The following is a 24,495-nucleotide window of genomic DNA, read 5'->3' as shown; positions in this document are numbered from 1 at the left end:
GTAGGTGAGGCCCACGGGGCCTGATTCCGGGCCGGGGCCTCCCGAGGAGGTGGGTCATCATGACGACCCGGGCACAGCCCGTGTTCGGTGCCGACACCCTGCGCCGGGGCATCGAGGCGGACACGCCGGACATGCTGAAGTCGCTGTACGCGGACGACGCCGAGCTGCGCGTCGTGGACCACGTCAGCGGGCCGAGCCGCCCGAAGGTGCTGCACGGCAAGGACGAGATCGCCGCGATGCTGGACGACGTCTACAGCCGCGACATGACGCACGCGCTGGAGGCGTGCGTCGTGCAGGGCGATCACGCCGCCTACTGCGAGAGCTGCCGTTACCCGGACGGTGTGCGGGTGCTCTCGGAGTCGATGCTGACGTTGCGCGACGGCAAGATCACGGGGCAGGTGTTGATCCAGGCGTGGGACGAGTGACACCGGAGGCCGTCGCCCGCGTCGCGTCCACGAAGGTGTCGACGAGCGGGGACGGGCGGTTGCCGTCCCAGGCGAGCGCGACCGTGCCGGACGCCACGTCGGTGACCGGCGCGTAAGCGATGTCGGGGCGCGGGAACACCGCCGCGCCCGACTCGGGCACCAGCACCGTCCCGCTGCCGGCCCGGACGTACGCCAGGATCTCCTCCAGTCGTGGACGTCCGGGCCGTGCCGCCACGGGGCGCCGTCGGGGCCGACGCCCCGCTCGCCCTCCAGGACCTGGAGGTCCCCGAACCGGGTCCGGGCGAGGTGCTCGTGAAGGTCACCGCGTATACGGGGTCTGCTCCACCGACCTGACCCTGCTGCGCGGCCACTGTCCGTTCGCCCGCTTCCCGGTCGTGCCGGGCCACGGGATCACCGGCGTGGTCGCGGCCACCGGCCCCGGCGTCACCTTCCCGGAGGTCGGGACGGCCGTGGGCGGGCAGTTCCTGTACGACTCGTGCGGTCCCTGCGACCACTGCGTCCGCGGTGACCAGATTCTCTGCCCCGGCAAGGTGATCACCGGCATCGTCGCCGACGGCGGACACGCCCCGTACGTGCTGCTCAAGGCCGGGTTCGTCACCCCGCTTCCGCAGGGGCTCGACCCGATGGTCCCCGGCTCGCCGGGACCGACGTCGTCCACCCGCGGCGGGGGCTGATCGACCAGATGATCGCCTTCGCGGGGGACCTCACGCCGACGGGTTGACGCTTCGTCGACCTGTCCGCGCCGGTGCGCCCGGGGGGGTTCGGCGGGTTCGGCGCGCCCACCGCAGTCGGCGTCCGCGGCGTTTCCGCCTCCGGTGTCTCCGGCGTCCCCGGCGTCTCCGGCGTCTCCGGCGGACGGAGAATCGCCAGGAGCTGGCGGACCAGTTCGTCGACGACCTCGTCGAGGGTGGCCTCGACCCATCCCGCGTTCCAGTCGTGCAGCAGTCCGTTGACGCTGCCGATGAAGCCGGTCGCGGCGAGGCGGTGGTCACGGGGTGCGGCCTCGCCGCGGGCGACGGCGGCGGCCGCCTCGGCGCAGATCAGGTCGACCCAGCGGGCGCGGCGGGCCAGCCGCTGTTCCTCCAGGCGCGGGCTCACCCCGATGATCTCGGCGAAGGCGATGCGGATGCGGCGCGGGTCGCGGGTGGCGTCGGCCGCGCAGGCACGGAAAATGGCGGCGGCGCGCTCGGCGAGCGGGGCGTCCGCCGTCCCGGCCGCCGCGGCGAGGACGGCCGCCTCGGCCCAGTCGTTGACCTGGAGGTGCAGTGCGGCGAGGACGTCCTCCAGGGTGCGGAACTCCTCGTGGAACTGGCGGGTGGACAGTCCGGCGGCCTCGCTGAGGGCGGCGACGGTGGTGTTCCGGTAGCCGGGCCCGCCGCCGAAGAGTTCGAGGGCCGCGTCGAGGAAGCGGCGGCGCCGCTCGGCCCTCCGCTTCCTCGGCGGACTTCCCGGCGTACCGGCCGCTCGGTGCGCTCAGTCTGTCCGCCACCCGGTCTCCTCTCCCCGCGCCCGGCAATGTTGTCGTGTCCGCGGTCTTGTGGAGAACCCCTGACCGTCCTTACTTTTCAGTAAGTTCAATCTGAAAGCGCGTCTGTTCGGATTCCCCTCCCCCTGTTTGACATGTCCCGATCATGACCCCCCACCCGCAGAGGAGACCCGCCGTGCCGATCCGCAGCAGGCATCTGTGCACCCTCGCCGCCGCCGTCGCCCTGACCCTCACCGCCCCCGGAGCCGTCGCGAGCGCGGCCGGCCCGGCCGCACCCTCCGACGGGCTGCGGGAGGTGCTGTTCGTGGGCAACAACTGGGACGGCACCGCCGACGTCATCGAGTCCGGCGGTGACCTCGGCCGGATCGGCCGGGTCAACGTGATCCCCGACAAGGACCAGCGGATGGCGGAGATCAACGCCAACCCGATCCGCTGGATCTACTTCATGGCGATCCGCAACACCGTCGGCGAGGGCCACGACCAGTTCGTCGACGACATGTACTCCACCCCGGACGGCACCTCGGTGGTCGTCTCCCGGCCCAGCTTCGCGGACGTCGTCTCCCTCGACCTGGCCACCGGACGCGTCAACTGGCGCTTCCCGGTATCCGGTTACCGCTCCGACCACATGGCCGTGTCGCCCGACGGCACGCGCGTCGCCGTCTCCGCCTCGACGTCCAACACGGTGCACGTGCTGGACATCGAGACCGGCGAGGAGGTGGGGAAGTTCAAGACCGGCGACAAGCCGCACGAGAACGTCTTCAGCCGGGACGGCCGCTACATCTGGAACATGTCCATCGGCGAGGTGAACACCGACCTGGACGCGCCCTGGCTGGACTGGACGAAGGGCGACCGCAAGATCACGGTCGCCGACGCCCGGACGTTCGAGCAGGTCCGGGTCATCGACATGCGGGAGCGGCTGGACGCGGCGGGTTTCAAGGAGTACTCGGACGCGGTCCGCCCCGCCGCCTTCTCCCCCGACGAGTCGAAGCTGTACTTCCAGGTGTCGTTCTTCCACGGCTTCTTCGAGTACGACGTCGCCGCCGACCGGATCACCCGCGTCAAGACCCTGCCGAAGAACCCGGACACCGGCGAGGACCGCACCACCTGGGTCAACGACTCCCGTCACCACGGCATCACCATGAAGCCCGACGGCGCCAAGCTGTGCGTGGCGGGCACCATGGACGACTACGCGACCGTGGTCGACCGCGACACCTTCGAGCACGGCCCGCTGGTCACCGTCTCCAAGCCGTACTGGGCGACCGTCAGCGGCGACGGGGAGTCCTGCGTGGTCTCCGAGAGCGGCGCCGACCGGGTCACGGCGATCGACTTCGCGACCGGCGAGAAGACCGCGTCCGTCCCGGTCGGCGACCACCCGCAGCGAGTGCGGCTCGGCCATGTGCGGGAGGGCTGGACCGGACCCTCGGGCGGCTGACCCGCGCCGCACGCGGGTGGCCGATGGTCCTGAACCGCCCGTCCACCGCTCGAATCTCCTCCGGGATGTGTGAGTCCCACGGATAGGGGTAGTCGCCACGTATCACCTCCGATGGAAGGGGGTCCGTGGAAGAGTCGCATCACTCGCAGGGCCCGGGCCGTTTCCACCGAAGCGAAGCGGCCCGGACCGTCAGCGCGGCGGCAGGTTGTCATTCCGGGTGCTGATCTGAAGCGTGCGACGGCACCTCGAGGTGTCTTCCGGACGTCTGACCATCTTGGGCGTACGCGTCCGTCGTCGAGATCACCAGCAGCTTCGTGACGGTGCCGTCGTCGCCGGTCACGTCCCGTACGTGCCGGAAGCCCAGGCGGCGGCACATGGCCAGGCTGGGGGTGTTGTCCGCGCCGACCATGCCGTAGGCCTCCTTCAGGCCCAGGTCGTCGGCGGCGTGGCGCAGCAGGCCGCGGACCACTTCGGTGCCCAGGCCCCGGCCCCAGTACGGGGGCGCGAGGGCTGCGATCAGCTCGTGTCCGTCGACATTGCCTGTCTTCTTCACCTCCGCGTGCCCGACGAAGGTCTCCCCCTGCCACACCCCCCACACGTCGAACAGGCGTTGCGGGTAGATGTCGGTGAGGATGGTGCGGAACAGCGTGCGGATGTCCGCCTCGGGCACGCGTTCCTGGCCCATCCAGCGGCAGACCTCCTCGTCGCGCAGCAGCTCCACGAAGGCGTCCTCGTCCTCGGGGCGGTAGGGGCGGAACGTGAGTCGTTCGGTGTGCAGGACCGGTGTGGTCATCAGGGCTCCTCGGGGCATGCGGGGAGGACGGCGGAACCGGGCCGGGGCGGGCGGCAGTGGGACGCGCCCCGGCCCGGTCTCCCGTGCCTCCGCGCGAGTGCGTCAGGCTTCGGCGTTCTCCATGCGCTCCCGCAGGCTGCGCGGACGCATGTCGGTCCAGACCTCGTCGACGTAGGCGGAGCACTCCGCCTCCGTGCCCTCCTTGCCGACGGGCTGCCAGCCGGCGGGCACCTCGATGTCGACGGGCCACAGCGAGTACTGCTCCTCGTCGTTGCGCAGCACCTGGTAGCGGGTGTTCTCGTCCATGTCCGGCTGTCTCGCTCTCTCGGTCGGTGATCGGGTGGTGATCGGGTGGTGAAAGGGGGCTGGGACGGGATTGCGTCTGCGGCGGTGGGGCGCGGGCCGCGAGGCGGGGCGTCACCGGCGGCCGCGGGCGTGGTGGGCGATGTGGCGCAAGGCCCGGGCGAAGTCCTCGGCGACAGCGCGCACGGTGGCGGTGGCGTGCAGGGCGGGCCGGTGGTGCCAGATGAAGGACAGCCGCCCGCGCTGGACGGCGCCGACGATCTCCAACGGGTGGGAGCCGCTGTCGCGCGGGTCGTGGTGGCGGCCGAACGAGCCGTGTTCGGCGCGTATCAGGCCGTGACCGGGGTTCTCCGGGCGGGCGTCCCACTGTCCGAGGTAGTTGAAGACGACCTGTCCGTGGGCGGCGCGTCCCAGGCGTTCGCGCACCTCGGGCGGGCCGAAGGTGCGCAGCGCGCCGAAGCCGAGGCCGTTGCCGGGCACGGCGCGCAGCTGGCGGCGCACGGACTTCACCAGGGCGCGCCAGTCGCGGTCGGGGCCCAGGTCGGCGGGTTCGGGGACCTGGAGGGCGACGGGGTGGACGGTGGTGAACCAGCCGACCGTGCGGGTCAGGTCGACGTCGTCGAGGACGTCCTCGCGGCCGTGTCCCTCCAGGTCCAGGCGGACGTCCTCGTGGCCGGTCCAGCGGGCCAGGGCGAGGGCGAGGGCGGCGAGCAGGACGTCGTTGACGCGGGTGCGGTACGCGGTCGGTGCGGCGCGCAGCAGCGCCTCGGTGTCCGCCTCGTCCAGTTCCACGGTGAGCGTGTCGACGGCGCCGGTGTCGGGACCGTCCGGCGTCTCGGACGGGAGCGGCTCGGTGTCCACGGCGTGTTCCCAGTAGGGCAGTTCGTGGTCGAAGGCGCCGGAGGCGACGTGTGCGGCGAGGCCGCGGGCCCAGTCGCGGAAGGAGGTGGTGCGCTCCCCCGGCGCGACAGGTTCGCCCTGGGCGGCCTGCCGGTAGGCGGCCTCCAGGTCGTCGCACAGGATGCGCCAGGAGACGGCGTCCACGACCAGGTGGTGGCCGACCAGGAGGAGGAAGTCGGGCCGGTCGGCGGCACCGGTGAACAGGGCCGCCCGCAGCAGCGGGCCGCGTGCGAGGTCGAAGCCGGTGTGCAGGTCGTCTGCGGCCTTCTCCATCGCCGTGTCGGCGTCGGTGGCGGTGAGGCCGCCGAGGTCGTGGCGGGTCAGGAGCCCGTCGCGGTCGGTGTCGTCCGCGGGCGGGTTGTACTGGCGCCAGCCGTCCTGGCCGGCGGTGAAGCGCATGCGCAGGGCGTCGTGGTGGTCGAGCAGGGCGTTGAGGGCGGTTTCCAGGGCGGTGGCGTCGACGCCGGGGGCGAGTTCCACCAGCAGGGACTGGTTGAAGTGGGCGTGGCTGGCGCGCTGTCCGGTCAGGAACCACTCCTGGATCGGGGTGAGCGGCACGTCCCCGCTCACCGCCTCCTCCCCGGTGTGCCGGGGGGCGGTGGTGACGACGCCGGCCAGTTCGGCGACGGTCTGGTGGGTGAACAGGTCACGGGTGGTCACGTGCAGTCCGTCGCGTCGCAGCCGGGAGACGACCTGCATGCTGAGGACGGAGTCGCCGCCGAGGTGGAAGAAGTTGTCGTGCGCCCCGACGTCGGCGACGCCGAGGACGTCGCCCCAGATGCGGGCGATGCGGCGTTCGGTGTCGGTGCACGGCGGCGTGTGCGGCCCGGTGGCGGTGTGCGCGGGCCCGGGTTCGGGCAGCGCGTTGCGGTCGGTCTTGCCGTTCGGGGTGAGCGGCAGCCGGTCCAGCGGCACGAACGCCGAGGGGATCATGTGCGCCGGGAGCAGTCCGGCGAGGTGGTCGCGCAGTTCGGATACGGGCAGGTCTTCGGAGGTGCCCTCGGCAGGTACGACGTGGGCGACCAGGCGTGCGTCGGATCGGCCGTCCGGATCGCTGCCGCCGGCGCGGACGGTGACCACCGCGTCGCGCACCAGCGGGTTGCCGCGCAGCGCGCTCTCGATCTCGCCGGGTTCGATGCGGAAGCCGCGCAGTTTGAGCTGGGCGTCGGCGCGTCCGGCGAAGCGCAGGTCGCCGCTCGCGTCCCAGCGGGCGCGGTCGCCGGTGCGGTACATGCGCTCCCCGGGGGCGCCGAACGGGTCGGCGACGAAGCGGGAGGCGGTCAGGCCGGGCCGGTGGAGGTAGCCGCGGGCCAGTCCGGGTCCGGAGACGTAGAGGTCGCCGGTGACGCCGGGCGGGACGGGGCGCAGGGCGGCGTCGAGGACGTGGACGCGGGTGGCGCCGGCCGGGCGTCCGATGGGCGGGGCGCCGGCGGCCGGGGTGAGCGGGCCGGTCCAGGTGGCGACGACGGTGGCCTCGGTGGGGCCGTACGAGTTGATCATCCGTCGGCCGGGTGCCCACCGTTCGACGAGGTGGGCGGGGCAGGCCTCGGCGCCGACGATGAGGGTGCGCAGGTGCGGCAGGGCGTCGGCGGTGCCCGGGTCGACCGTCGCGAGGGCGGCGGGCGGGATCAGGGTGTGGCTGACGCGCCGCCCGGCGAGGACCTCGGCGAGGCGCTCGCCGACGAGGGGGCCCTCCTCCCCGGTGAGCAGGGTGGCGCCGCTGAGCAGCGACACGCACAGCTCCAGCACCGAGGCGTCGAAGCTGGGTGAGGCGAACTGCAGGACCCGGTCGCCAGGGCCCGCGTCGTAGCGGTCGGCGGCTGACGCGGCGAAGGCGGCGAGGCCGCGGTGCGTCACCGTGACGCCCTTCGGGGTGCCGGTGGAGCCGGAGGTGTAGATCACGTACGCCGGGTGGTCGACGGTCAGCGGGGAGGTGCGGTCGATGTCCGTGGGCGCGGTGTCCGGTCCGTCGGCGTCCCACACGGCGGCCGGGTCGTCCAGGACGAGCCAGGCGCCGGCGTCGCGGAGCATGAACTCCCGGCGCTGCTGCGGATAGTCCGGGTCGACGGGCAGGAAGGCGCCGCCGGCCTTGGTGACGGCGAGCTGCGCCACCACCGTCTCCGCGCTGCGGGGCAGGGCCAGGGCCACGATCCGCTCGGGTCCCACGCCCCGGGCGATGAGGCGGTGCGCCAGCCGGTTGGCGGCGCGTTCGACGTGCGCGTACGTCAGCTCCCGGCCGTCGGCGTCGGCCAGGGCGAGGGCGTCGGGGGTGTGCGCGGCCTGGCGTTCGAACAGCTCGGGCAGGGTGGCCGGCGGGACCGGGCGGGCGGTGGCGCGGCCCTGGTCGAGCACGGCCTTGAGCGTCTCGTCCGTGGCGAGGGGCAGGGCGCCCACGGGCCGGTCGGGGTCGTCGGCGACGGCGGTCAGCAGGGTGCCGAGCTGGTCGGCCATGCGTTCGGCGGTAGCCGTGTCGAACAGGTCGGTGTTGTAGGTGAGGACGCCGTGCAGTTCACCGGTGCCGGTCTCGGCGAACTCCAGGGTGAGGTCGAACGCGGCGTGCCGCAGCTCGCTGTCGACGTCGGTGACCTCCAGGCCGGGCAGGTCGAGGGCGGCGGCCGGGGCGTTCTGGAGGACGACCATGACCTGGAACAGCGGGGTGCGGCTGGTGTCGCGGACCGGCTGGACCTCGTCCACGACCTGCTCGAACGGCGCCTCCTGGTGGGCGAAGGCGTCCAGGACGGTGCCGCGGACCTCGTCGAGGAACTCGGGGAACGGCCGGTCGGGCGTGACGCGGGAGCGCAGCACGAGCGTGTTGACGAAGAACCCGACGAGGTGCTGGACCTCGGCGCGGTCCCGGCCGGAGGTGACCGTGCCGACGGTGATGTCCTCACCGCCGGTCAGCCGGGCCAGGTAGGCCTGGGCGGCGGCGACCAGCGTGGTGAACAGGGTGGCCTGCCGGTCGCGGCCCACCCGGGCGAGGCGGCGGGTCGTCTCGCGGGGCAGGGCGAGCCGTACGGAGGCGCCGTGGTGGGTGCGCACCGCCGGACGGGGCCGGTCGGTGGGCAGGCCCAGCGTCTCCAGCCCTGTCAGGTGCTCCTTCCAGTACCCGAGGTGGTCGTCCGTGCCGCGCCCGCGCTGCCAGTGCGCGTAGTCGGCGTACTGCACCGGCAGCGGTGGCAACGCGTCCGTCTCCACGCCGAGTTCGGCGCGGTAGAAGTGGGCGAGGTCGCCGGTGAGCACGCCGGTGGACCAGCCGTCGGTGACGATGTGGTGCAGGGTCAGCGTCAGGACGTGCTCGTCGTCCGCGAGCCTGATCAGGCCCGTGTGCAGGAGCGGGCCGCGCCGCAGGTCGAACGTGCGGGCGCGTTCGGCGTCCAGCAGGTCCGCGAGCCGGGCGTCGCGTTCGCCTCCGGTGAGCTGCGACACGTCGTGCAGGGTCAGCGGCACGTCCCCGGCCGGGTGGACGATCTGCACGCCGTGGCCGTCGACCGCGTCGAAGGTGGTGCGCAGCGCCTCGTGCCGCTCGACCAGGGCGCGCAGGGCCGCGGTGAGGGCGGGCACCTCGAGCCGGCCGCGCAGCCGCAGGGCCAGCGCGGTGACGTACTCGCCGCTGCCCGGCGCGAACTCCTCCAGGAACCAGAGGCGCTGCTGGGCGTACGACATCGGTGCGGGCGTGTCCCGGGTGACCGGGACGATCGCGGCAGGGGCGGTGCCGACGGGGTGTTCCTCGGTGAGCAGGGCGGCGAGGGCCTCGGGGGTCGGGTGGGTGAACACCGCACGCGGGGACAGTTCGGTGCCGAACGCCTCGGAGAGGCGGACGGCGAGGCGGATGCTGAGGATGGAGTCGCCGCCGAGCTGGAAGAAGTCGTCCCGCACGCCGGGGCGCGGGACGGACAGGACGTCGGCGAAGACCTCCACCGTGCGGCGCTCGGCGTCGGTGCGCGGCTCGGCCGACGTGTCCTGTGCCCCGCTCGCGGGTTCCGGAGCGGGCAGGGCCGCCCTGTCCACCTTGCCGTTGCGGCTGAGCGGCAGGGCGGGCAGGACGACGAACGCCGACGGCACGAGGTAGTCCGGCAGGGAGCGCCGGGCGAACTCCCGCAGGGGGGTGACGTCTTCGGTGCCGACCACGTAGGCGACCAGGCGGCGGCTGCCGGGCCGGTCCTCGCGGGCGAGCACGGTCACGTCGGTGACGCCGGGGTGTCCCGCGAGGACGGCCTCGACCTCACCCGGCTCGACGCGGAAGCCGCGGATCTTCACCTGGTCGTCGGCGCGGCCGAGGAACTCGACGGTGCCGTCGGGGCGGCGGCGGACCAGGTCGCCGGTGCGGTACATGCGGCTGCCGGACGGGCCGGCCGGGTCGGCCAGGAAGCGGGCCGCGGTGTCACCGGGGCGGCCCAGGTAGCCGCGGGCCACGCCCTCGCCGGCGAGGTACAGCTCGCCCGGGCAGCCGGGCGGCACGGGCCGCAACCGGCCGTCGAGGACGTGCACGCGCATGTCGTCGAGCGGGTGGCCGATGGGCACGGTGTCCGGGACGGTGGCCGCGTCGGTGAGGGCGAACGACGTGGCGAACGTCGTCGTCTCGGTGGGGCCGTAGCCGTCCACGACGGTCAGGCCCGGGCAGGCGGCCAGGACGCGGCGTACGGCAGCGGCCGGCACGACGTCGCCGCCGGTCCACACCTGGCGCAGTCCGGCGAAGCAGTCCGGTGCGTCCTGCGCCAGCAGCCGGAACAGGCCCGCGGTCAGCCACAACGCGCTCAGCCCCGTGTCGCGCACCAACTGCCGCAACAGCGCGGCGTCCAGCGGCCGTGAGGGGGCCACGACGACGCAGCCGCCGGTGAGCAGCGGCGCCCACACCTCGAAGGTGGCGGCGTCGAAGGCCACCGGGGAGTGCAGCAGCACCCGGTCGCACACACCGCCGGTGAAGCGGCTGTCGGTGGCGAGGGCGGCCACGTCGCGGTGGCGTACGGCGACGGCCTTCGGTTCGCCGGTCGACCCGGAGGTGAACATCACGTAGGCGAGCCGGTCGGGGTCGGCCGGTACGGCGACGGGCGCGTCCGGCAGGGGAGTCCGCGCGCCGGCGACGTCCTCGGCGGACAGGACCGTCGCTCCCGCGCGCTCGATCAGCGTGCGGCGCCGGTCCTCGGGGGCGCGGGCGTCCACGGGCACATAGGCGCCGCCCGCCTTGAGGACGGCGAGCTGGGCGACGACGAGTTCGGCACCGCGGTCCGCCAACAGGGCCACCCGGTCCTCGGCCCGCAGTCCGCCGGCGAGGAGCCGGGAGGCCACGGCGTCGGACCAGTCGTCCACCTGGCGGTACGTCAGCTCGGTGTCGCCGTCGCGCAGCGCGGGCGCTTCAGGCGTGCGGCGGACCTGCTCGGCGAACAGGGCGACGGGACTGCTCGGTTCGGTCCGGCGGACGGTGGTGTTCCACCGCTCGAGCAGGGCGCGGTCGTCCTCGGTCAGCGCGTCCAGGCCGGTCACGTCCGCGTCGGTCTCCAGCGCGTCGGCGAGGGCGCGCAGGACGACGGTGAGGCGGTCCGCGAGGCGTTCGGCCGTGTCCGTGTCGAACAGGCCGTCGTCGTAGGCGAGGTCGAGGCCGAGGCGGTCGCCGAGGTGGGCGCGCAGGCACAGCGGGAAGGTGGGCGCGTCCTCGGCGCGCACCTCCTCGACCTGTACGCCCGTGCGAGCGGTGGCGGATTCGTCGACGGGATAGTTCTCGAACACCACCATGCTGTCGAACAGCGCCTCACCGGCCGGGACCTCGCTCAGCGCCTGGATGCGAGGCAGGGCGAGGAAGTCGAAGCGCCGGGTGTCGCTCTGGTGCTCCTGCACCGCGCGCAGCCAGGACGCCGCTCCCCCGCCCTCGACCCGGACGCGGGTGGGCACGGTGTTGATGAACATGCCGATCATCGACTCCACGCCGGGCAGTTCGGCCGGGCGCCCGGAGACGGTGGTGCCGAACACGACGTCGTCGCGGCCGCTGTGGCGGGCCAGGAGCAGCGCCCAGGCGCCCTCGATGACGGTGTTCACCGTGAGCCCGGCGCGGGCGGCGCCCTGCCGCAGCCGCGCGCAGAGGTGCTCGTCCAGTCTCCGGCTGGTGAGGGCGGCGGCGCGGGCGCGGTGCTCCTCGGTGGGCGTGCGGTCGTAGGGCAGCGGGGTGCGGGCGGGGAACCCGGCGAGGGTCTCGGCCCAGTGCGCCTCGGCGGCGGCCTCGTCCTGGTCGTGCAGCCAGCGCAGGAAGTCGGCGAACGGACGCCGGACCGGTGCGGGGGCCGGTCGGCCGCCGGTGAGGGCGGCGTAGCGCTCGCACACCTCGGTGAGGAGCTGCCCGGTGCTCCAGCCGTCCAGGACGAGGTGGTGGGAGGACCACAGCAGCAGGACCTCGTCGCCGGGCAGTGCGGCCAGGGTGATGCGGGTGAGCGGTGCGGTGGTCAGGTCCATGCCCGCCGCGCGGTCGGCGGCCAGCAGGTCCTCGGTGGCCGCCGCGCGCTCCTCGGGCGTGAGGTGTCGCCAGTCCAGGTGGGTGACGGGCAGCTCCACGCGCCGGTGCACGACCTGCACGGGGTGCGGCAGGCCCTGCCAGTGGACGCTGGTGCGCAGGGCCTCGGTGCGGTCGGCGACCTGCTGCCAGGCTGCGGCGAAGCGCCGCGCGTCGCTCACTCCGGCCAGGCGGACGGCCACGCGGTCCGAGTAGGCGCCCGCCGTGTCCACCAGGCCGTGGAAGAGCATGCCGGCCTGCAGCGGTGTCAGCGGCAGGACGTCGGCGACGTGCCGGCCGTCGCCCACCAGCCGGTCCAGCTCCCGCTGGCCGAGCCCGGCCAGCGGGAAGTCGGACGGGGTGCGGCCGCCCGCGTCCGGGGCGGCGCAGTGGGCCGCGATCTCGCGCAGCGCCGCGCACATCTCCTCGGCGAGCGCCCGGACGGTGGACTCGTCGTAGACGGCCGGCGGGTAGGTCCAGCCGAGTTCGAGCCGGCCGTCCTGCACCACGCCGGTGACGTCCAGCAGGTAGGGCCGGGGGGCGTCGGGGTCGGTGTCGGACCCGGCCGGGGGCAGGGCGGCGCCGTACAGGCCGCTGCCGCCCGCGTCGGCGTCCCACTGGCCGTGGTAGTTGAAGCCGACCCGCGGTGCCGGGGCGCCGGCCAGCGGGCTGTCGGGCAGCAGGTGGCGCAGCGCGCCGTGGCTCAGGCCGTGCAGGGGCACCGCGCGCAGCTGCTCCTTGACCGAGCGGAGGGTGTCGTGCCAGCCGGCGTCGGGGGCGACGGTCAGCGCGAGCGGGAACTCGGCGGTGAACCAGCCGACCGTCCGGGACAGGTCCAGGTCGTCGAAGAGGTCCTCGCGGCCGTGGCCTTCCACGCCGACCAGCACGCTGTCACGCCCGCACCAGCGGGCCAGGGTGCGGCCGAGGGCGCTGAGCAGGACGTCGTTGACCTGGGTGCGGTAGACCTCCGGGACCTGGCGGAGCAGGGCCTCGGTGGTCTCCGGTTCCAGTTCCACGGTGACCGTGGCGGCGGTGCCGTGGGTGTTGGGGCCGGGGCGGCCCGCGGGCAGCTCGGCGGGGGCCTCGACGGTACGCCGCCAGTGGTCGAGGTCGCCGTCCAGGGCGCCGGAGCGGGTGTGGCCCTCCAGCCGCACCGCCCAGTGGCCGTAGGCGGTGGTGACCGGAGGCAGTTCGACGGGGTGTCCGGCGGCGGCCTGCCGGTGGGCGGTCTCCAGGTCGGCCAGCAGGATCCGCCAGGAGACGCCGTCGACAACCAAGTGGTGTACGACGAACAGCAGTTGTCCGGGCGCGTCCGGGCCGCGGTCGAGGACGAGGACGCGCGCCGTCCGGCCCTCGGTGGGGTCGAGTGCGGCGCGTGCCTCGTCCGCGAGGCGGGCCGCCTCGGATCCCAGAGCGGGGCCGTCGAGGCCCGTCACGTCGTGCAGGGTGACGGTGCCGTCCGGGACGCCGGGCAGGACCTCCTGACGCCAGCCGTCCTCGGTGCGGCGGAAGCGGGTGCGCAGGGCGGGGTGGTGCCGTACGAGGGCATCGGCGGCGGTGCGCAGGGCGGACAGGTCGGTGCCGGGGGCGAGTTCGAGGCGCTGCGACATGGTGAAGCGCAGCGGGTCGCCGGGGCTGCGGCCGTCGAGGTACCAGTGCTGGATGGGGGTGAGCGGCGCCTCGGCGGGCGCGGTCGTGTCGGTGGTGACCGGCGTCGACTCGGTGACGCGTAGGGCGAGTTCGGCGACGGTCTGGTGGCGGAAGACGTCCTTGGTGGTCAGCGCGAGACCGGCCTGGCGGGCCCGGGAGACGATCTGGATGCTGAGGATCGAGTCGCCGCCGAGCGCGAAGAAGTTGTCGCGCGCGCCGATCCGTTCGACGCGCAGGACGTCCGCCCAGATCGTCGCGAGGGTCTGCTCGGTGCCGGGGCGGGGCGCCACGTAGGTTTCCGTGGTGTCGGGTTGGGCGGGCGGAGCAGGCAGGGCGCGGCGGTCGGTCTTGCCGCTGGTGGTGCGCGGAATCCGGGTCAGCGGCACGAACGCCGCGGGCACCATGTGGTCCGGCAGGGTGCGGCGCAGCGCCGGACGCAGCTCGTCGGCGGCCGGGGCGGTGTCCCCGGCGGGCACCAGGTAGGCCACGAGCATCTGGCGGCCGGCGTGGTCGCGTGCCGTGACGACGGCGTCGGCGACGTCCGGGTGGGCGAGCAGCGCGGCTTCGATCTCGCCGGGTTCGATGCGGAAGCCGCGGATCTTGATCTGTTCGTCGGCGCGGCCCAGGAACTCCAGCACTCCCTGTGCGTCGCGGCGGGCGCGGTCGCCGGTGCGGTACATCCGCTCCCCCGGCGCGCCGAACGGGTCGGCGAGGAACCGCGCGGCGGTCAGGCCGGGACGGTTCAGGTAGCCGCGGGCGACCTGGGCGCCGGCGAGGTACAGCTCGCCGGGCGTGCCGGGCGGCACCGGGCGCAGGGCGCCGTCGAGGACGTAGGCGCGCAGGTTGGCGCCGGGCCGTCCGATGACCGGCCGGTCGGGGCGGTCGGTGACACGGCCGTAGGCGGCGTCGACGGTGCACTCGGTGGGGCCGTACATGTTGTAGGCGGTGACGCCGAGTTCGGCGGCGGCGCACAGGTCGCGCCAGGTGTCGGGGCCGGTCGCCTCGCCGCCGACGAGCAGGACGCGGGGGTGGTGGCGGCCGGGGGCGAGCAGGCCCGCGGCGAGGAGTTCGCGCAGGAAGGACGGGGTGACGTTGACCAGGTCCAGGTTCCGTTCGGCGATCTGCGCGCAGAACGCGTCGGGGTCCAGGCGCACGTCCTCGTCGATGAGGTGGACCTCCTGGCCGAGGGCGAGCAGCAGCGGGCCCTCCCAGGAGGTGTCGAAGGAGAACGAGGCGCTGAGCGCGGCGCGCAGCCGCTCTCCGTCGGCGGTGTGCGGGGCGACGAGCCCGTCGCGGTGGTCGTGGCAGAGGTTGACCAGGTGGCGGTGTGCCACCACGACGCCCTTGGGGAGGCCGGTGGAGCCGGAGGTGTAGATGATGTAGGCGGCGTGGTCCGGGCGCAGCGGGGCCGGGCGGTCGCGGTCGGTGGGGTCGTGGGCGGGCAGCCGGTCCCACGGGGTGGCGCGCAGCGCGTCGGCGGTGAGCACCGTGTGCGGGGCGGCGTCCTCGAGGAGCCCGGCCGCGCGTTCGGCCGGCAGGTCGGGGTCGAGGTGGAGCAGGGTGGCGCCGGACTTGGCGACGGCGAGCACCGCGACCACCAGCTCGGAGGTGCGCGGCAGCCGGACGGCCACCACCCGTTCGGGTCCGGCGCCCAGGGCCAGCAGGTGGTGGGCGAGCCGGTTCGCGCGGTCGTTCAGGGCGGCGAAGTCGAGGGTGGCGTCGCGGGCGACCAGCGCGGTGGCGTGCGGGGTGCGGGCGGCCTGCGCCTCGAACAGGGCGGGGAAGGTGGTGTCCGGGACGGTCAGGTGGGCTCCCTGGCCGTCGTGCAGCACCCGCCGCCGTTCGTCGGCGGTCATCAGCTCCAGCGCCCGCACCTCACGGTCCGGCTCCCGCACCGCCGCCTCCAGCAGCAGGCGCAGGCGGGCGGCCAGACCGCGGACGGTGTCCTCGTCGAACAGGCCGGTGTCGTACTCCAGGTGGCCGGTGACGCCGCCGTCGCCCTCGACGAAGTCGAAGGCCAGGTCGAAGGTGGCGTGCCGGACCGGCGGCAGGAGCGGCTCGGTGTCCAGGCCGGGCAGCTCGGGTGCCTCGGCGCCCAGGTTGTGCAGGGCGACCATGACCTGGAACAGGGGGGTGCGGCTGGTGTCGCGTTCGGGCTGGAGGGCGTCCACCAGCCGTTCGAAGGGCACGTCCTGGTGGGCGAAGGCGTCCAGGACGGTGCCGCGCACCTGTTCGAGCAGAGCGCGGAACGACGTGCCGGGCCGGACCTCGTTGCGCAGCACCAGGGTGTTGACGAACATGCCGACGACGTCGTGCAGTTCGGGGCGCTCGCGGCCGGCGGTGACGGTGCCGACGGCGAAGTCGTCCTGGTCCGCCCAGCGGGACAGCAGGACCGTGCAGCCGGCGAGCAGGGTCATGTAGAGGGTGGCGTCGGCCTCACGCCCCCGCTCGCGCAGCCGGTCGGTCAGCTCGGCGGGCAGCGTGAAGGTCACGAGCGCGCCGTCGCGGGAACGGACGGCGGGACGCGGCCGGTCGGTCGGCAGCTCCAGCGGCGGTACGCCGGCCAGCCGCTCGCGCCAGTGGGCGAGCTGCCGCTCGACCTGGTCGGTGCGGGCGCGCTGCCAGGCGGCGTGGTCGGCGTAGCGCACGGGCAGGTCCGGGAGTGCGGGCCGGCGGCCCTCGTGGGCAGCCGCGTAGAGCTCGCCGAGGTCCCGGCCGAGGACGCCGAGCGACCAGCCGTCGGTGACGATGTGGTGGACGGCGAGGGCCAGCACGTGCTCGTCGGCCGCGGTGCGGGCGAGGCGGGCGCGCAGCAGCGGCCCGGCCGCCAGGTCGAACGGCGTGGCGGCCTCGCGGTCCAGCAGTTCCTCCAGCGCGGCCCGCGCGTCGGGGGCGGCGGTGAGGTCGTCCACGGCCAGGGCGGCCGGATGCGGCGGGCGCACCACCTGCCGGGGCTGTCCGTCCTGTTCGGTGAAGGTGGTGCGCAGGGATTCGTGGCGGGCGACGAGGCCGTCCAGGGCGGTGCGCAGGGCCGGCTCGTCGAGCGGGCCGCGCAGGCGCAGCACGGACAGCGTCGTGTACTCGGTGCTGCCGGGCTCGAACCGGTCGAGGAACCACAGGCGTTGCTGGGCGTACGACAGCGGCGCCGGGGTCTCGGGGGCGGTCGCCGTGATCGCGTCGACGGGGGCGGCGGAGGTGTCGCCCACCGGGTCGCCGAGTTCGGCGGCGAGCGCGGACACGGTGCTGTGGGTGAACAGCACGCGCGGGGACACGTCGGGGCCGAACGCGGCGCGCAGCCGGGCGGTGACGCGGACGGCGAGGATGGAGTCGCCGCCGAGCGCGAAGAAGTCGTCCCCGGCGTGCACCTCCTCGATGCCGAGGACGTCCGCCCAGGCGGCGGCGACGGCCCGTTCGGCGGGGGTGCGCGGTGCGGTCCGGTCGGTGTCGGCGGCATAGCCGTCCGCCGTCGGGGCGGGCAGGGCGCGCCGGTCGAGCTTGCCGTTGACGGTGAGCGGGAGGGTGTCCATCGGGACGTAGGCGGCGGGCACCATGTGGGCGGGCAGCAGCCGTTCCAGATGGGCGCGCAGCTCGGCCGCCACGGGGGTCGCGTCGCCGGTGCCGACGACGTGCGCCACGAGGCGGCGGGTGCCGGAGGCGTCCTCGAACACGCCGACGGCGGCGTCGGCGACCCCGGGGTGGGTGTGCAGGGCGGCCTCGATCTCGCCGGGCTCGATGCGGTACCCGCGGATCTTCACCTGGGCGTCCGCGCGGCCCAGGTACTCCAGGGTGCCGTCCGGCCGCCACTTCGCCCGGTCGCCGGTGCGGTACATACGGCTGCCGGCCGGGCCGAACGGGTCGGCGAGGAACCGGGTGGCGGTCAGGCCGGGGCGGCCCAGGTAACCGCGGGCCAGGCCCTCCCCCGCCACGTACAGCTCGCCGGTCGCGCCCGGCGGCAGGGGCGCCAGGTCCGCGTCGAGCACGTACACCCGGAGGTCGGGTATCGCGACGCCGATGGGGCTCGCGGGGCCGTGCGCGGCGGTGGCGGGGTCGAGCGGGGCGTGGGTGACGTGCACGGTGGTCTCGGTGATGCCGTACATGTTGACCAGGCGCGGGGTGTCGGCCGGGTGGCGGGCCCACCAGTCGGTGAGCCGGCCGACGTCGAGGGCCTCACCGCCGAAGATCACCGTGCGCAGGGCGAGACGGGCGCCGGTGTCGGGGTGTTCGGCGTCGGCGCGCACCAGCGGGTAGAAAGCGGACGGCGTCTGGTTGAGGACGGTGACCCCTTCGTCGGCCAGGAGCCGCAGGAAGTCCTCCGGGGAGCGGGCGGTCTCGTCGGGCACGACGACGAGCCGGCCGCCGTGCAGCAGCGGGCCCCACAGCTCCCACACGGAGAAGTCGAACGCGTAGGAGTGGAACAGCGTCCACACGTCGTCCGGTCCGAAGCCGAACCACGGCCGGGTGCGGGTGAACAGCCGCACCACGTTGGCGTGCGGGATCACCACGCCCTTGGGGCGGCCGGTGGAGCCGGAGGTGTAGATGGCGTAGGCGGGGCTCTCCGGCAGGGGGCGGCGGGCCGGGGCGGGACCGGTCGCCGGGCGCCGGGCGAGGCCGGCCTCCTCGTCCGGGGCGTCGAGGAGGACGACGGGCACACCGGTGCCGTCGAGGCGGGCCGCGGTGCCGGTGGTGGTCACCAGGGTGACGGGCGTGGCGTCGGTGAGGAGGTGGGTGATGCGTTCGGCGGGCGAGCTGGGGTCGATCGGCAGGTAGGCGGCGCCGGTCTTCAGCACGGCCAGGACCGCGACGACCTGGTCGGTGGAGCGGGGCAGCGCGAGGGCGACGAACCGCTCGGGTCCGGCCCCCAGTTCGGCGAGCCGGTGGGCGAGGCGGCCGGCGCGGGCGTCGAGGGTCGCGTAGTCCAGGTGCTCGGTGCCGCAGGTGACGGCGACGGCACCGGGGGTGCGGGCGGCCTGCGCCTCGAACAGGTCCACCAGCGTCTCGGCGGGGCGGCCGGACGCGGTGCCGTTCCAGTCGGTGAGGATCCGGTGCCGTTCCCCGGCCGTCGTCCAGGCCAGGGCGCGCAGCGGCCGGTCGGTGCCGTCGGCGAGCCCGGTCAGGAGCAGGCGGAGCCGGTCGGCGAGGGCGCGGACGGTGGCCGCGTCGAACAGGTCCGGGTCGTAGGCGAGGTCGAAGCCGAGGCGTTCTCCGTGGTAGGCGCGCAGGACGAGGGGGTAGTTGGTGGCGTCGCGGGAGGACACGTCGGCCAGGCGGATCCCGGACCCGGCGGTGCGGGCCTCGTCGAAGGGATAGTTCTCGAAGGCGACCATGCTGTGGAAGAGCGGGCTGCCGGACGGCACGTCGCTCAGCTGGGTCAGCTCGGCGAGCGAGGCGGCGGCGAACCGTCTCGACTCGGCCTGGGCGTCCTGGAGGTCGCGCAGCCAGGCCCCGGCGGGGCGGGCGGGGTCGACGCGGACGCGGGTGGGCACGGTGTTGATGAACATGCCGACCATCGACTCGACGCCGGGCAGGTCGTCGGGGCGCCCGGAGACGGTGGTGCCGAACAGCACGTCGTCCTGGGCGGCGTAGCGGGACAGCAGCAGGGCCCAGGCGCCCTGGACGACCGTGTTGAGGGTGAGTCCGGTCTCGCGGGCGGTGCGCGCGAGGCGGGCCGACGCCTCCGCGTCCAGGCCGGCCGTGTGCAGTGCGGCGGAGCGGGCCCGGTGGGCCTCGCGCAGGGGGCGGTCGGCGGGCAGCGGAGTGGGTTCGGCGAACCCGGCGAGGACGTTCTGCCAGTGGGCGCGGGCGGCGTCGGGGTCCTGTTCGGCGAGCCAGCGCACGTAGTCGCCGAAGGGGCGCCGCAGCGGCGGCCGGGCCTCGGTGCCCGCGGTGAGCGCGGCGTACTCCTCGCACACCTCGGTCAGCACCTGGGCGAGGCTCCAGCCGTCCAGGACGATGTGGTGGGACGTCCACAGCAGGTGCAGCCGGGCGTCGGGCAGCCGGACCAGGGTGAGCCGCATCAGCGGCGCCGCGGCGAGGTCGATGCCCCGGGCCAGGTCGTCGGCGCGCAGCCGGGCCAGGCGCTCGGCGCGTGTCCCCTCGTCCAGCTCGCGCCAGTCGAGGTGGGTGACCGGCACCCGGACGTCACGGCGCACGACCTGGAGGGGTACGGGCACGTCCTCCCAGACGACGCAGGTGCGCAGGGCCGGGGTGCGGTCGGTGACGCGCTGCCAGGCGACGGCGAAGGCGTGCGGGTCGGCGACGCCGTCGAGGAGCAGGGCGGCCTGGTCGACGTAGACGTCGTCGGGGCCGCCGACCAGCCGGTGGAAGAGCATGCCCTCCTGGAGCGGGGTGAGCGGCAGCACGTCCTCCACGTCGCGGCCGTCGCCGACGAGGCGGTCCAGGCGGTCCTGGTCGAGGCGGGCCAGCGGGAAGTCGGACGGGGTGCGGCCGCCCGCGCCGGGCAGGGCGCAGTGCTCCGTGATCGCGGCGAGCGCGCCGGTCATGCCGTCGGCGAGGGCGCGGACGGTGGCCTCGTCGTGGACCTGGTCGCTGTAGTGCCAGGTGAGGTGGAGTTCGCCGTCGGTGACCACGGCGGAGACGTCCAGCAGGTGGTCGAGCGGGGTGTCCGGGGCGATGTCGCGGCCGGGTGTCTCGCCCGCCGGGGCGAAGTCGCCGCCGTCGGTGGCCTCCCACTGGCCGTGGTAGTTGAAGCTGATCTGCGGCAGCGGCACGTCCTTCAGGGCGCGGGCGGCCGGGTCGGGCGAGCCGAGGCGGGCGAGGGCCTCGTAGCTCAGGCCGTGCCGGGGCACGGACCGCAGCCGCTCCTTCACCGCCTTGAGGGTCGCGCCCCAGTCGGGTGCCCCGGGCGGCCCGGCGGGCGCGAGGGTGACGGGGTACTGGGCGGTGAACCAGCCCACCGTGCGGGACAGGTCCAGGGTGTCGTCCTCGCGGCCGTGGCCCTCCAGCAGGACGGTCACCCGCTCCGCGCCCGTCCAGTCGGCGAGGACCCGGCTCAGCGCGCCGAGCAGCACGTCGTTGACCTGGGTGCGGTAGACGGCGGGCACCCGGCGCAGCAGCGCCTCGGTGGTGGCGCGGTCCACGCGGGCGCCGAGGGTGCGGACCGAGCCGGCCGACGGGGTGCCGGGGCGGTCCACGGGCAGCGGGGTGCGGGGCTCGGCGGCCTCGGCCGTCCAGTGCGGCAGGTCGGCGTCGAGGTCGCCGTCGCGGACCCGGCGCGCGAGGTGCGCGGCCCAGTCGGTGAACGGCGTGGCGACGGGCTCCAGCCGGACCGCCTCCCCCCCGGCGGTCTGCCGGTAGGCCTCGGCGAGGTCGGCGAGCAGGATCCGCCAGGAGACGCTGTCCACCGCCAAGTGATGAGCGACTACCAAGAGTCGGGGCCGATCACCGGCGCGCGTGAACAGGGCGGCGCGCAGCAGGGCGCCGGTCTCGGGGTCGAGGGCGGCGCGGGCGGCCGTGGCGGCCCGTTCGCGCTGCGCCGCCGGGTCGGCGGCGCCGGTGAGGTCGTGGTGGGTGAGCAGGCCGGTGGCCGGGCCCTCGCCGGGGTGCTGCCGCCAGGTGTCGCCCGAACGGGCGAACCGGGTGCGCAGCGCCGGGTGGTGGGCGGCCAGCGCCTCCAGGGCGCGCTCCAGCGCAGGCTCGTCGAGGTCGGGCGGCAGGTTCAGCAGCATCGACATGCTGAAGTGCCGCAGCGGTCCGTGGGTGGCGAAGAACCACTCCTGTACGGGGGTCAGCGGTGCCGGACCCTCCTCGGCGGGACGCCGGGGCGCGGGCACCTGCGCGGTGCGCACGGACGCGGCGGCGGCGAGGTCGGCGACGGTCTGGTGGCGGAAGACGTCCCGCGAGGTCAGGTGCAGCCCGGCCGCGCGGGCGCGGGAGACGGCCTGGATGCTGAGGATGGAGTCGCCGCCCAGTTCGAAGAAATTGTCCGTGACGCCGACCCTGCGCGCGCCCAGCACCTCGGCCCAGATGCGGGCGAGGGTCTCCTCCTCGGGGGTGCGCGGGGCGACGAACTCCCGCTCCTCGACACCTTCGAGGTCGGGCGCGGGCAGGGCGCGCCGGTCGACCTTGCCGCTGACGGTCATCGGCAGGGTGTCGAGCACGGTGAAGGAGGACGGCACCATGTGGTCGGGCAGCGTCCGCCGCAGGGCGGCCCGTACCTCGCCCGGGGCGGGCGGGGCGGCGGGGTCGGCGGGGACGAGGTGGGCGGCGAGCCGGACGTGGCCGTGCGGGTCGGTGACGGCGACGACCGCGGCGGCGGCGACCCCGGGCAGGTCGGTCAGGGCCGCCTCGACCTCGCCGGGCTCGATGCGGTGGCCGCGCACCTTGACCTGGTCGTCGGCGCGCCCCAGGTAGTCCAGACGTCCGTCGGCGCTCCAGCGGGCCAGGTCGCCGGTGCGGTACATGCGGGCGCCGGGCGGGCCGAACGGGTCGGGCAGGAACCGGGCGGCCGTCAGTCCCGGCCGCCCGCTGTAACCGCGGGCCAGTTGCACTCCGGCCAGGTACAGCTCGCCGCCGACGCCGGGCGGAACGGGACGGAGCCGGTCGTCGAGGACGTAGGCGCGCACGTTGGGCAGCGGCCGGCCCACGGTCGGCCGGCCGTCGCCGGCTATCCGGCAGGCCAGCGCGTCGACGGTGCACTCGGTGGGCCCGTAGAAGTTGTACGCGGCGACGTCCCGCCGCGCCGCCAGCTCCCGCCACAGTGCGGGTCCGACGGCCTCGCCGCCGAGCATGAGGACGCGCGGGTGATGACGGGGGTCGGTGAGCAGCCCGGCGGGCAGCAGCTGGCGCAGGTAAGTGGGGGTGAGGTCGAGGAAGTCGATGCGGTGCTCGACGACGTACTCGACCAGGGCGGCGGCGTCCAGCCGGGTCGTCTCGTCGACCAGGTGCAGCGGGTGGCCGTCGGCCATCAGCAGCAAGCCCTCCAGGGAGGTGTCGAAGGAGAACGACGCCGTGAGCGCCACCCGCAGCGGCCCGCCGCCCGCTTCGGCGACGAAGCCCTCGCGGTGGCCCGCGAGGAGGTTCGCCGCGGACCGGTGTGTCACGGTCACGCCCTTGGGGCGGCCGGTGGAGCCGGAGGTGTAGATGACGTAGGCGGTGGTGTCGGGGTGGGGGGGCGCCGACGGAGCGTCGGCGGCGCCGTCTTGAGCGTCGTCCGCCTCCCGCAGCGCGGTCTCGTCGAGGACGAGGGCGGGCCGGGCGTCGTCCAGCAGGAACCGCACCCGGTCCTCGGGCAGCGCCGGGTCCAGGGGCAGGTAGCCTGCGCCGGCCTTCCAGACGGCGAGGATCGCCACGATCATGTCGGCGGTGCGCGGGAGCCGGAGGGCGACCAGGCGCTCGGGGCCCGCTCCCCGCGACACGAGGTGGCGGGCCAGGCGGTCGGCGCGCGCGGAGAGCGTCGCGTAGTCGAGGCGGACGTCCCCGGCGACGAGGGCGGTGGCGTCCGGGGTGCGGGCCGCCTGCCGGGCGAACAGCTCGGGCAGGGTCTCCTCGGGGACCGGGCGCGCGGTGGCGTTCCAGTCCCGGGTCACCTGCCGTTCCTGCTCGGGCGAGAGGAGGGGGAGGGCGCCGAGGGGCCGGTCGGGGTCGGCGGCGGCGCCGTCCAGCGTGCGCAGCAGCTGGTCCGCCATGCGTGCGGCGGTGGCCGCGTCGAACAGATCGGTGCGGTACTCCAGCAGGCCCGTCAGCTCGTCGCCGTCGGGTACGAACTCCACGCTCAGGTCGAAGGTGGCGGCCCGCCGGGGCACGGCGACCGGGGAGGCGGCCAGGCCGTGCGGGTCGGGCGCGGCGGGCGGCGCCGGATGCAGCAGGACCATCACGTCGAACAGGGGGTTGCGGCCGGCCTCGCGGGTCGCGCCGACGGCCTCGACCAGCCGCTCGAACGGCGTGTCGCCGTGCGCGAAGGCGTCGTTGACGGTGTCCGCGGCGGCGGTGAGCAGGTCCCGGAAGGAGGCGCCGGTCTCGACGCGGGTGCGCAGCGCGACGGTGTTCACGAAGAAGCCGACGGCCCGTTCCAGGTCGGTGCGGCCGCGCCCCGGGGTGAGCGAGCCGACGGTGATGTCGTCCTGCCCGGACCAGCGGGCCAGCAGGGCCTGGCAGGCGGCGACCAGGGCGGTGAACAGGGTGGTGTGCCGGTCGGCCGCGAGCTGCTTCAGCCGGGCGGTGGTGGCGGCGGGGACGGTGAAGGTGTGCACCGCGCCCGCGCCGGACTCCTCGCCGCGGCGGGGCCGGTCCAGCGGCAGTTCGGGGGCGACCGCCCCGGACAGTCGCTCCTTCCAGTACGCCAGGTGGCGTTCCAGCCGTGCGCCGGACAGCTGCTCGCGCTGCCAGACGGCGAAGTCCGGGTACTGCGTGGCCACCGGCGCCAGGGCCGGTCTCGCGCCCTGGGCGAGAGCGTCGTAGGCGGTGCACAGCTCGTCGAGCAGGACGCCCATCGACCAGCCGTCGGTGACGATGTGGTGGGCCGTCAGCAGCAGGACGTGCGTGTCGGGTGCCTCCCGCAGCAGCAGGGCGCGCAGCAGGGGCCCGGCCTCCAGGTCGAAGGGCCGCTCGTACTCGGCCAGCAGGGCCGCCTCCAGGCCGGCGCCGGCCGCTCCCGTGAGGTCATGGACGGGCAGCGGGAGCGGCCCGGCGGGGTGCACGGTCTGCGCGGGGGTGCCGTCGTGCTCCTGGAACGTGGTGCGCAGCGCGTCGTGCCGCGCCACCACGTGCTCCAGTGCGGCGGCCAGGGCGGTGTGGTCGAGGGGGCCGGTCAGGCGCAGCGCGACGGCGCTGTTGTAGCGCGGGTCGCCGGGGCGCAGCCGGTCCAGGAACCACAGGCGCTGCTGGGCGAAGGACAGCGGCAGCGGGCGGGTGCGGTCGGCGCGCGGGATGGCCTGCCGGGCGGCGCCGGGGGCGCCCGGGGCGGCCCGTCCGGCCAGCCGGCGGCGGAGTGCTTCCTGGAGGTCCTGCGGCAGGGCCTCGGCACGGTTTCGCTTCGAAGACGTCATGGTC

At 75.0% G+C, this 24,495-nt stretch carries 6 protein-coding genes and 3 pseudogenes; 4 read left to right on the top strand and 5 right to left on the bottom strand.

Annotated features, from left to right (window positions below; genetic code table 11):
- Positions 1 to 59 precede the first annotated feature (59 nt).
- Entirely contained in the window at positions 60 to 425 is a 366-nt protein-coding gene (locus ACWH4W_RS20310; protein ID WP_290003250.1) for a nuclear transport factor 2 family protein, read from the top strand.
- On the opposite strand, the gene ACWH4W_RS20305 is transcribed toward ACWH4W_RS20310, so the two are convergent.
- Positions 388 to 660 (bottom strand): type 2 periplasmic-binding domain-containing protein, encoded by a 273-nt coding sequence (locus tag ACWH4W_RS20305; RefSeq protein WP_473077566.1) that lies wholly within the window; start codon positions 658 to 660, stop codon positions 388 to 390. The two genes, ACWH4W_RS20310 and ACWH4W_RS20305, sit on opposite strands and share 38 nt — an antisense overlap.
- Here ACWH4W_RS20305 and ACWH4W_RS20300 point away from each other — a divergent pair.
- Together ACWH4W_RS20300 and ACWH4W_RS20295 are read left to right on the top strand one after the other, a co-directional pair.
- Positions 545 to 997, top strand: a pseudogene (locus ACWH4W_RS20300) (alcohol dehydrogenase catalytic domain-containing protein); the annotation flags it as partial. The gene ACWH4W_RS20305 and the pseudogene ACWH4W_RS20300 sit on opposite strands and share 116 nt — an antisense overlap.
- 68 nt (positions 998 to 1,065) lie before the next feature.
- Positions 1,066 to 1,167, top strand: a pseudogene (locus ACWH4W_RS20295) (nuclear transport factor 2 family protein); the annotation flags it as partial.
- 128 nt (positions 1,168 to 1,295) lie between these two features.
- Here the strand turns inward: ACWH4W_RS20295 and ACWH4W_RS20290 are convergent.
- A pseudogene (locus ACWH4W_RS20290) lies at positions 1,296 to 1,935 on the bottom strand (TetR/AcrR family transcriptional regulator); the annotation flags it as partial.
- 172 nt (positions 1,936 to 2,107) lie between these two features.
- Between ACWH4W_RS20290 and ACWH4W_RS20285 the strand changes: the two are divergent.
- Positions 2,108 to 3,364 (top strand): YncE family protein, encoded by a 1,257-nt coding sequence (locus ACWH4W_RS20285; protein ID WP_473077128.1) that lies wholly within the window; start codon positions 2,108 to 2,110, stop codon positions 3,362 to 3,364.
- A gap of 208 nt (positions 3,365 to 3,572) precedes the next feature.
- Here the strand turns inward: ACWH4W_RS20285 and ACWH4W_RS20280 are convergent, their stop codons facing one another.
- The 3 genes from ACWH4W_RS20280 to ACWH4W_RS20270 form a co-directional block, all read right to left on the bottom strand.
- Positions 3,573 to 4,157: a GNAT family N-acetyltransferase gene (locus tag ACWH4W_RS20280; protein WP_473077127.1), complete on the bottom strand. Its 585-nt coding sequence runs from the start codon at positions 4,155 to 4,157 to the stop codon at positions 3,573 to 3,575.
- Positions 4,158 to 4,259: 102 nt separating this feature from the next.
- Positions 4,260 to 4,463: an MbtH family protein gene (locus ACWH4W_RS20275; RefSeq protein ID WP_043505857.1), complete on the bottom strand. Its 204-nt coding sequence runs from the start codon at positions 4,461 to 4,463 to the stop codon at positions 4,260 to 4,262.
- A 111-nt stretch (positions 4,464 to 4,574) separates the two neighbouring features.
- Positions 4,575 to 24,491: a non-ribosomal peptide synthase/polyketide synthase gene (locus tag ACWH4W_RS20270; RefSeq protein WP_473077126.1), complete on the bottom strand. Its 19,917-nt coding sequence runs from the start codon at positions 24,489 to 24,491 to the stop codon at positions 4,575 to 4,577.
- Positions 24,492 to 24,495 lie beyond the last annotated feature (4 nt).

This window comes from Streptomyces sp. DSM 120436 (assembly GCF_055778765.1).
Note: the sequence above shows the minus strand (reverse complement) of the source record. Positions and strands in the feature narration are given on the sequence as shown.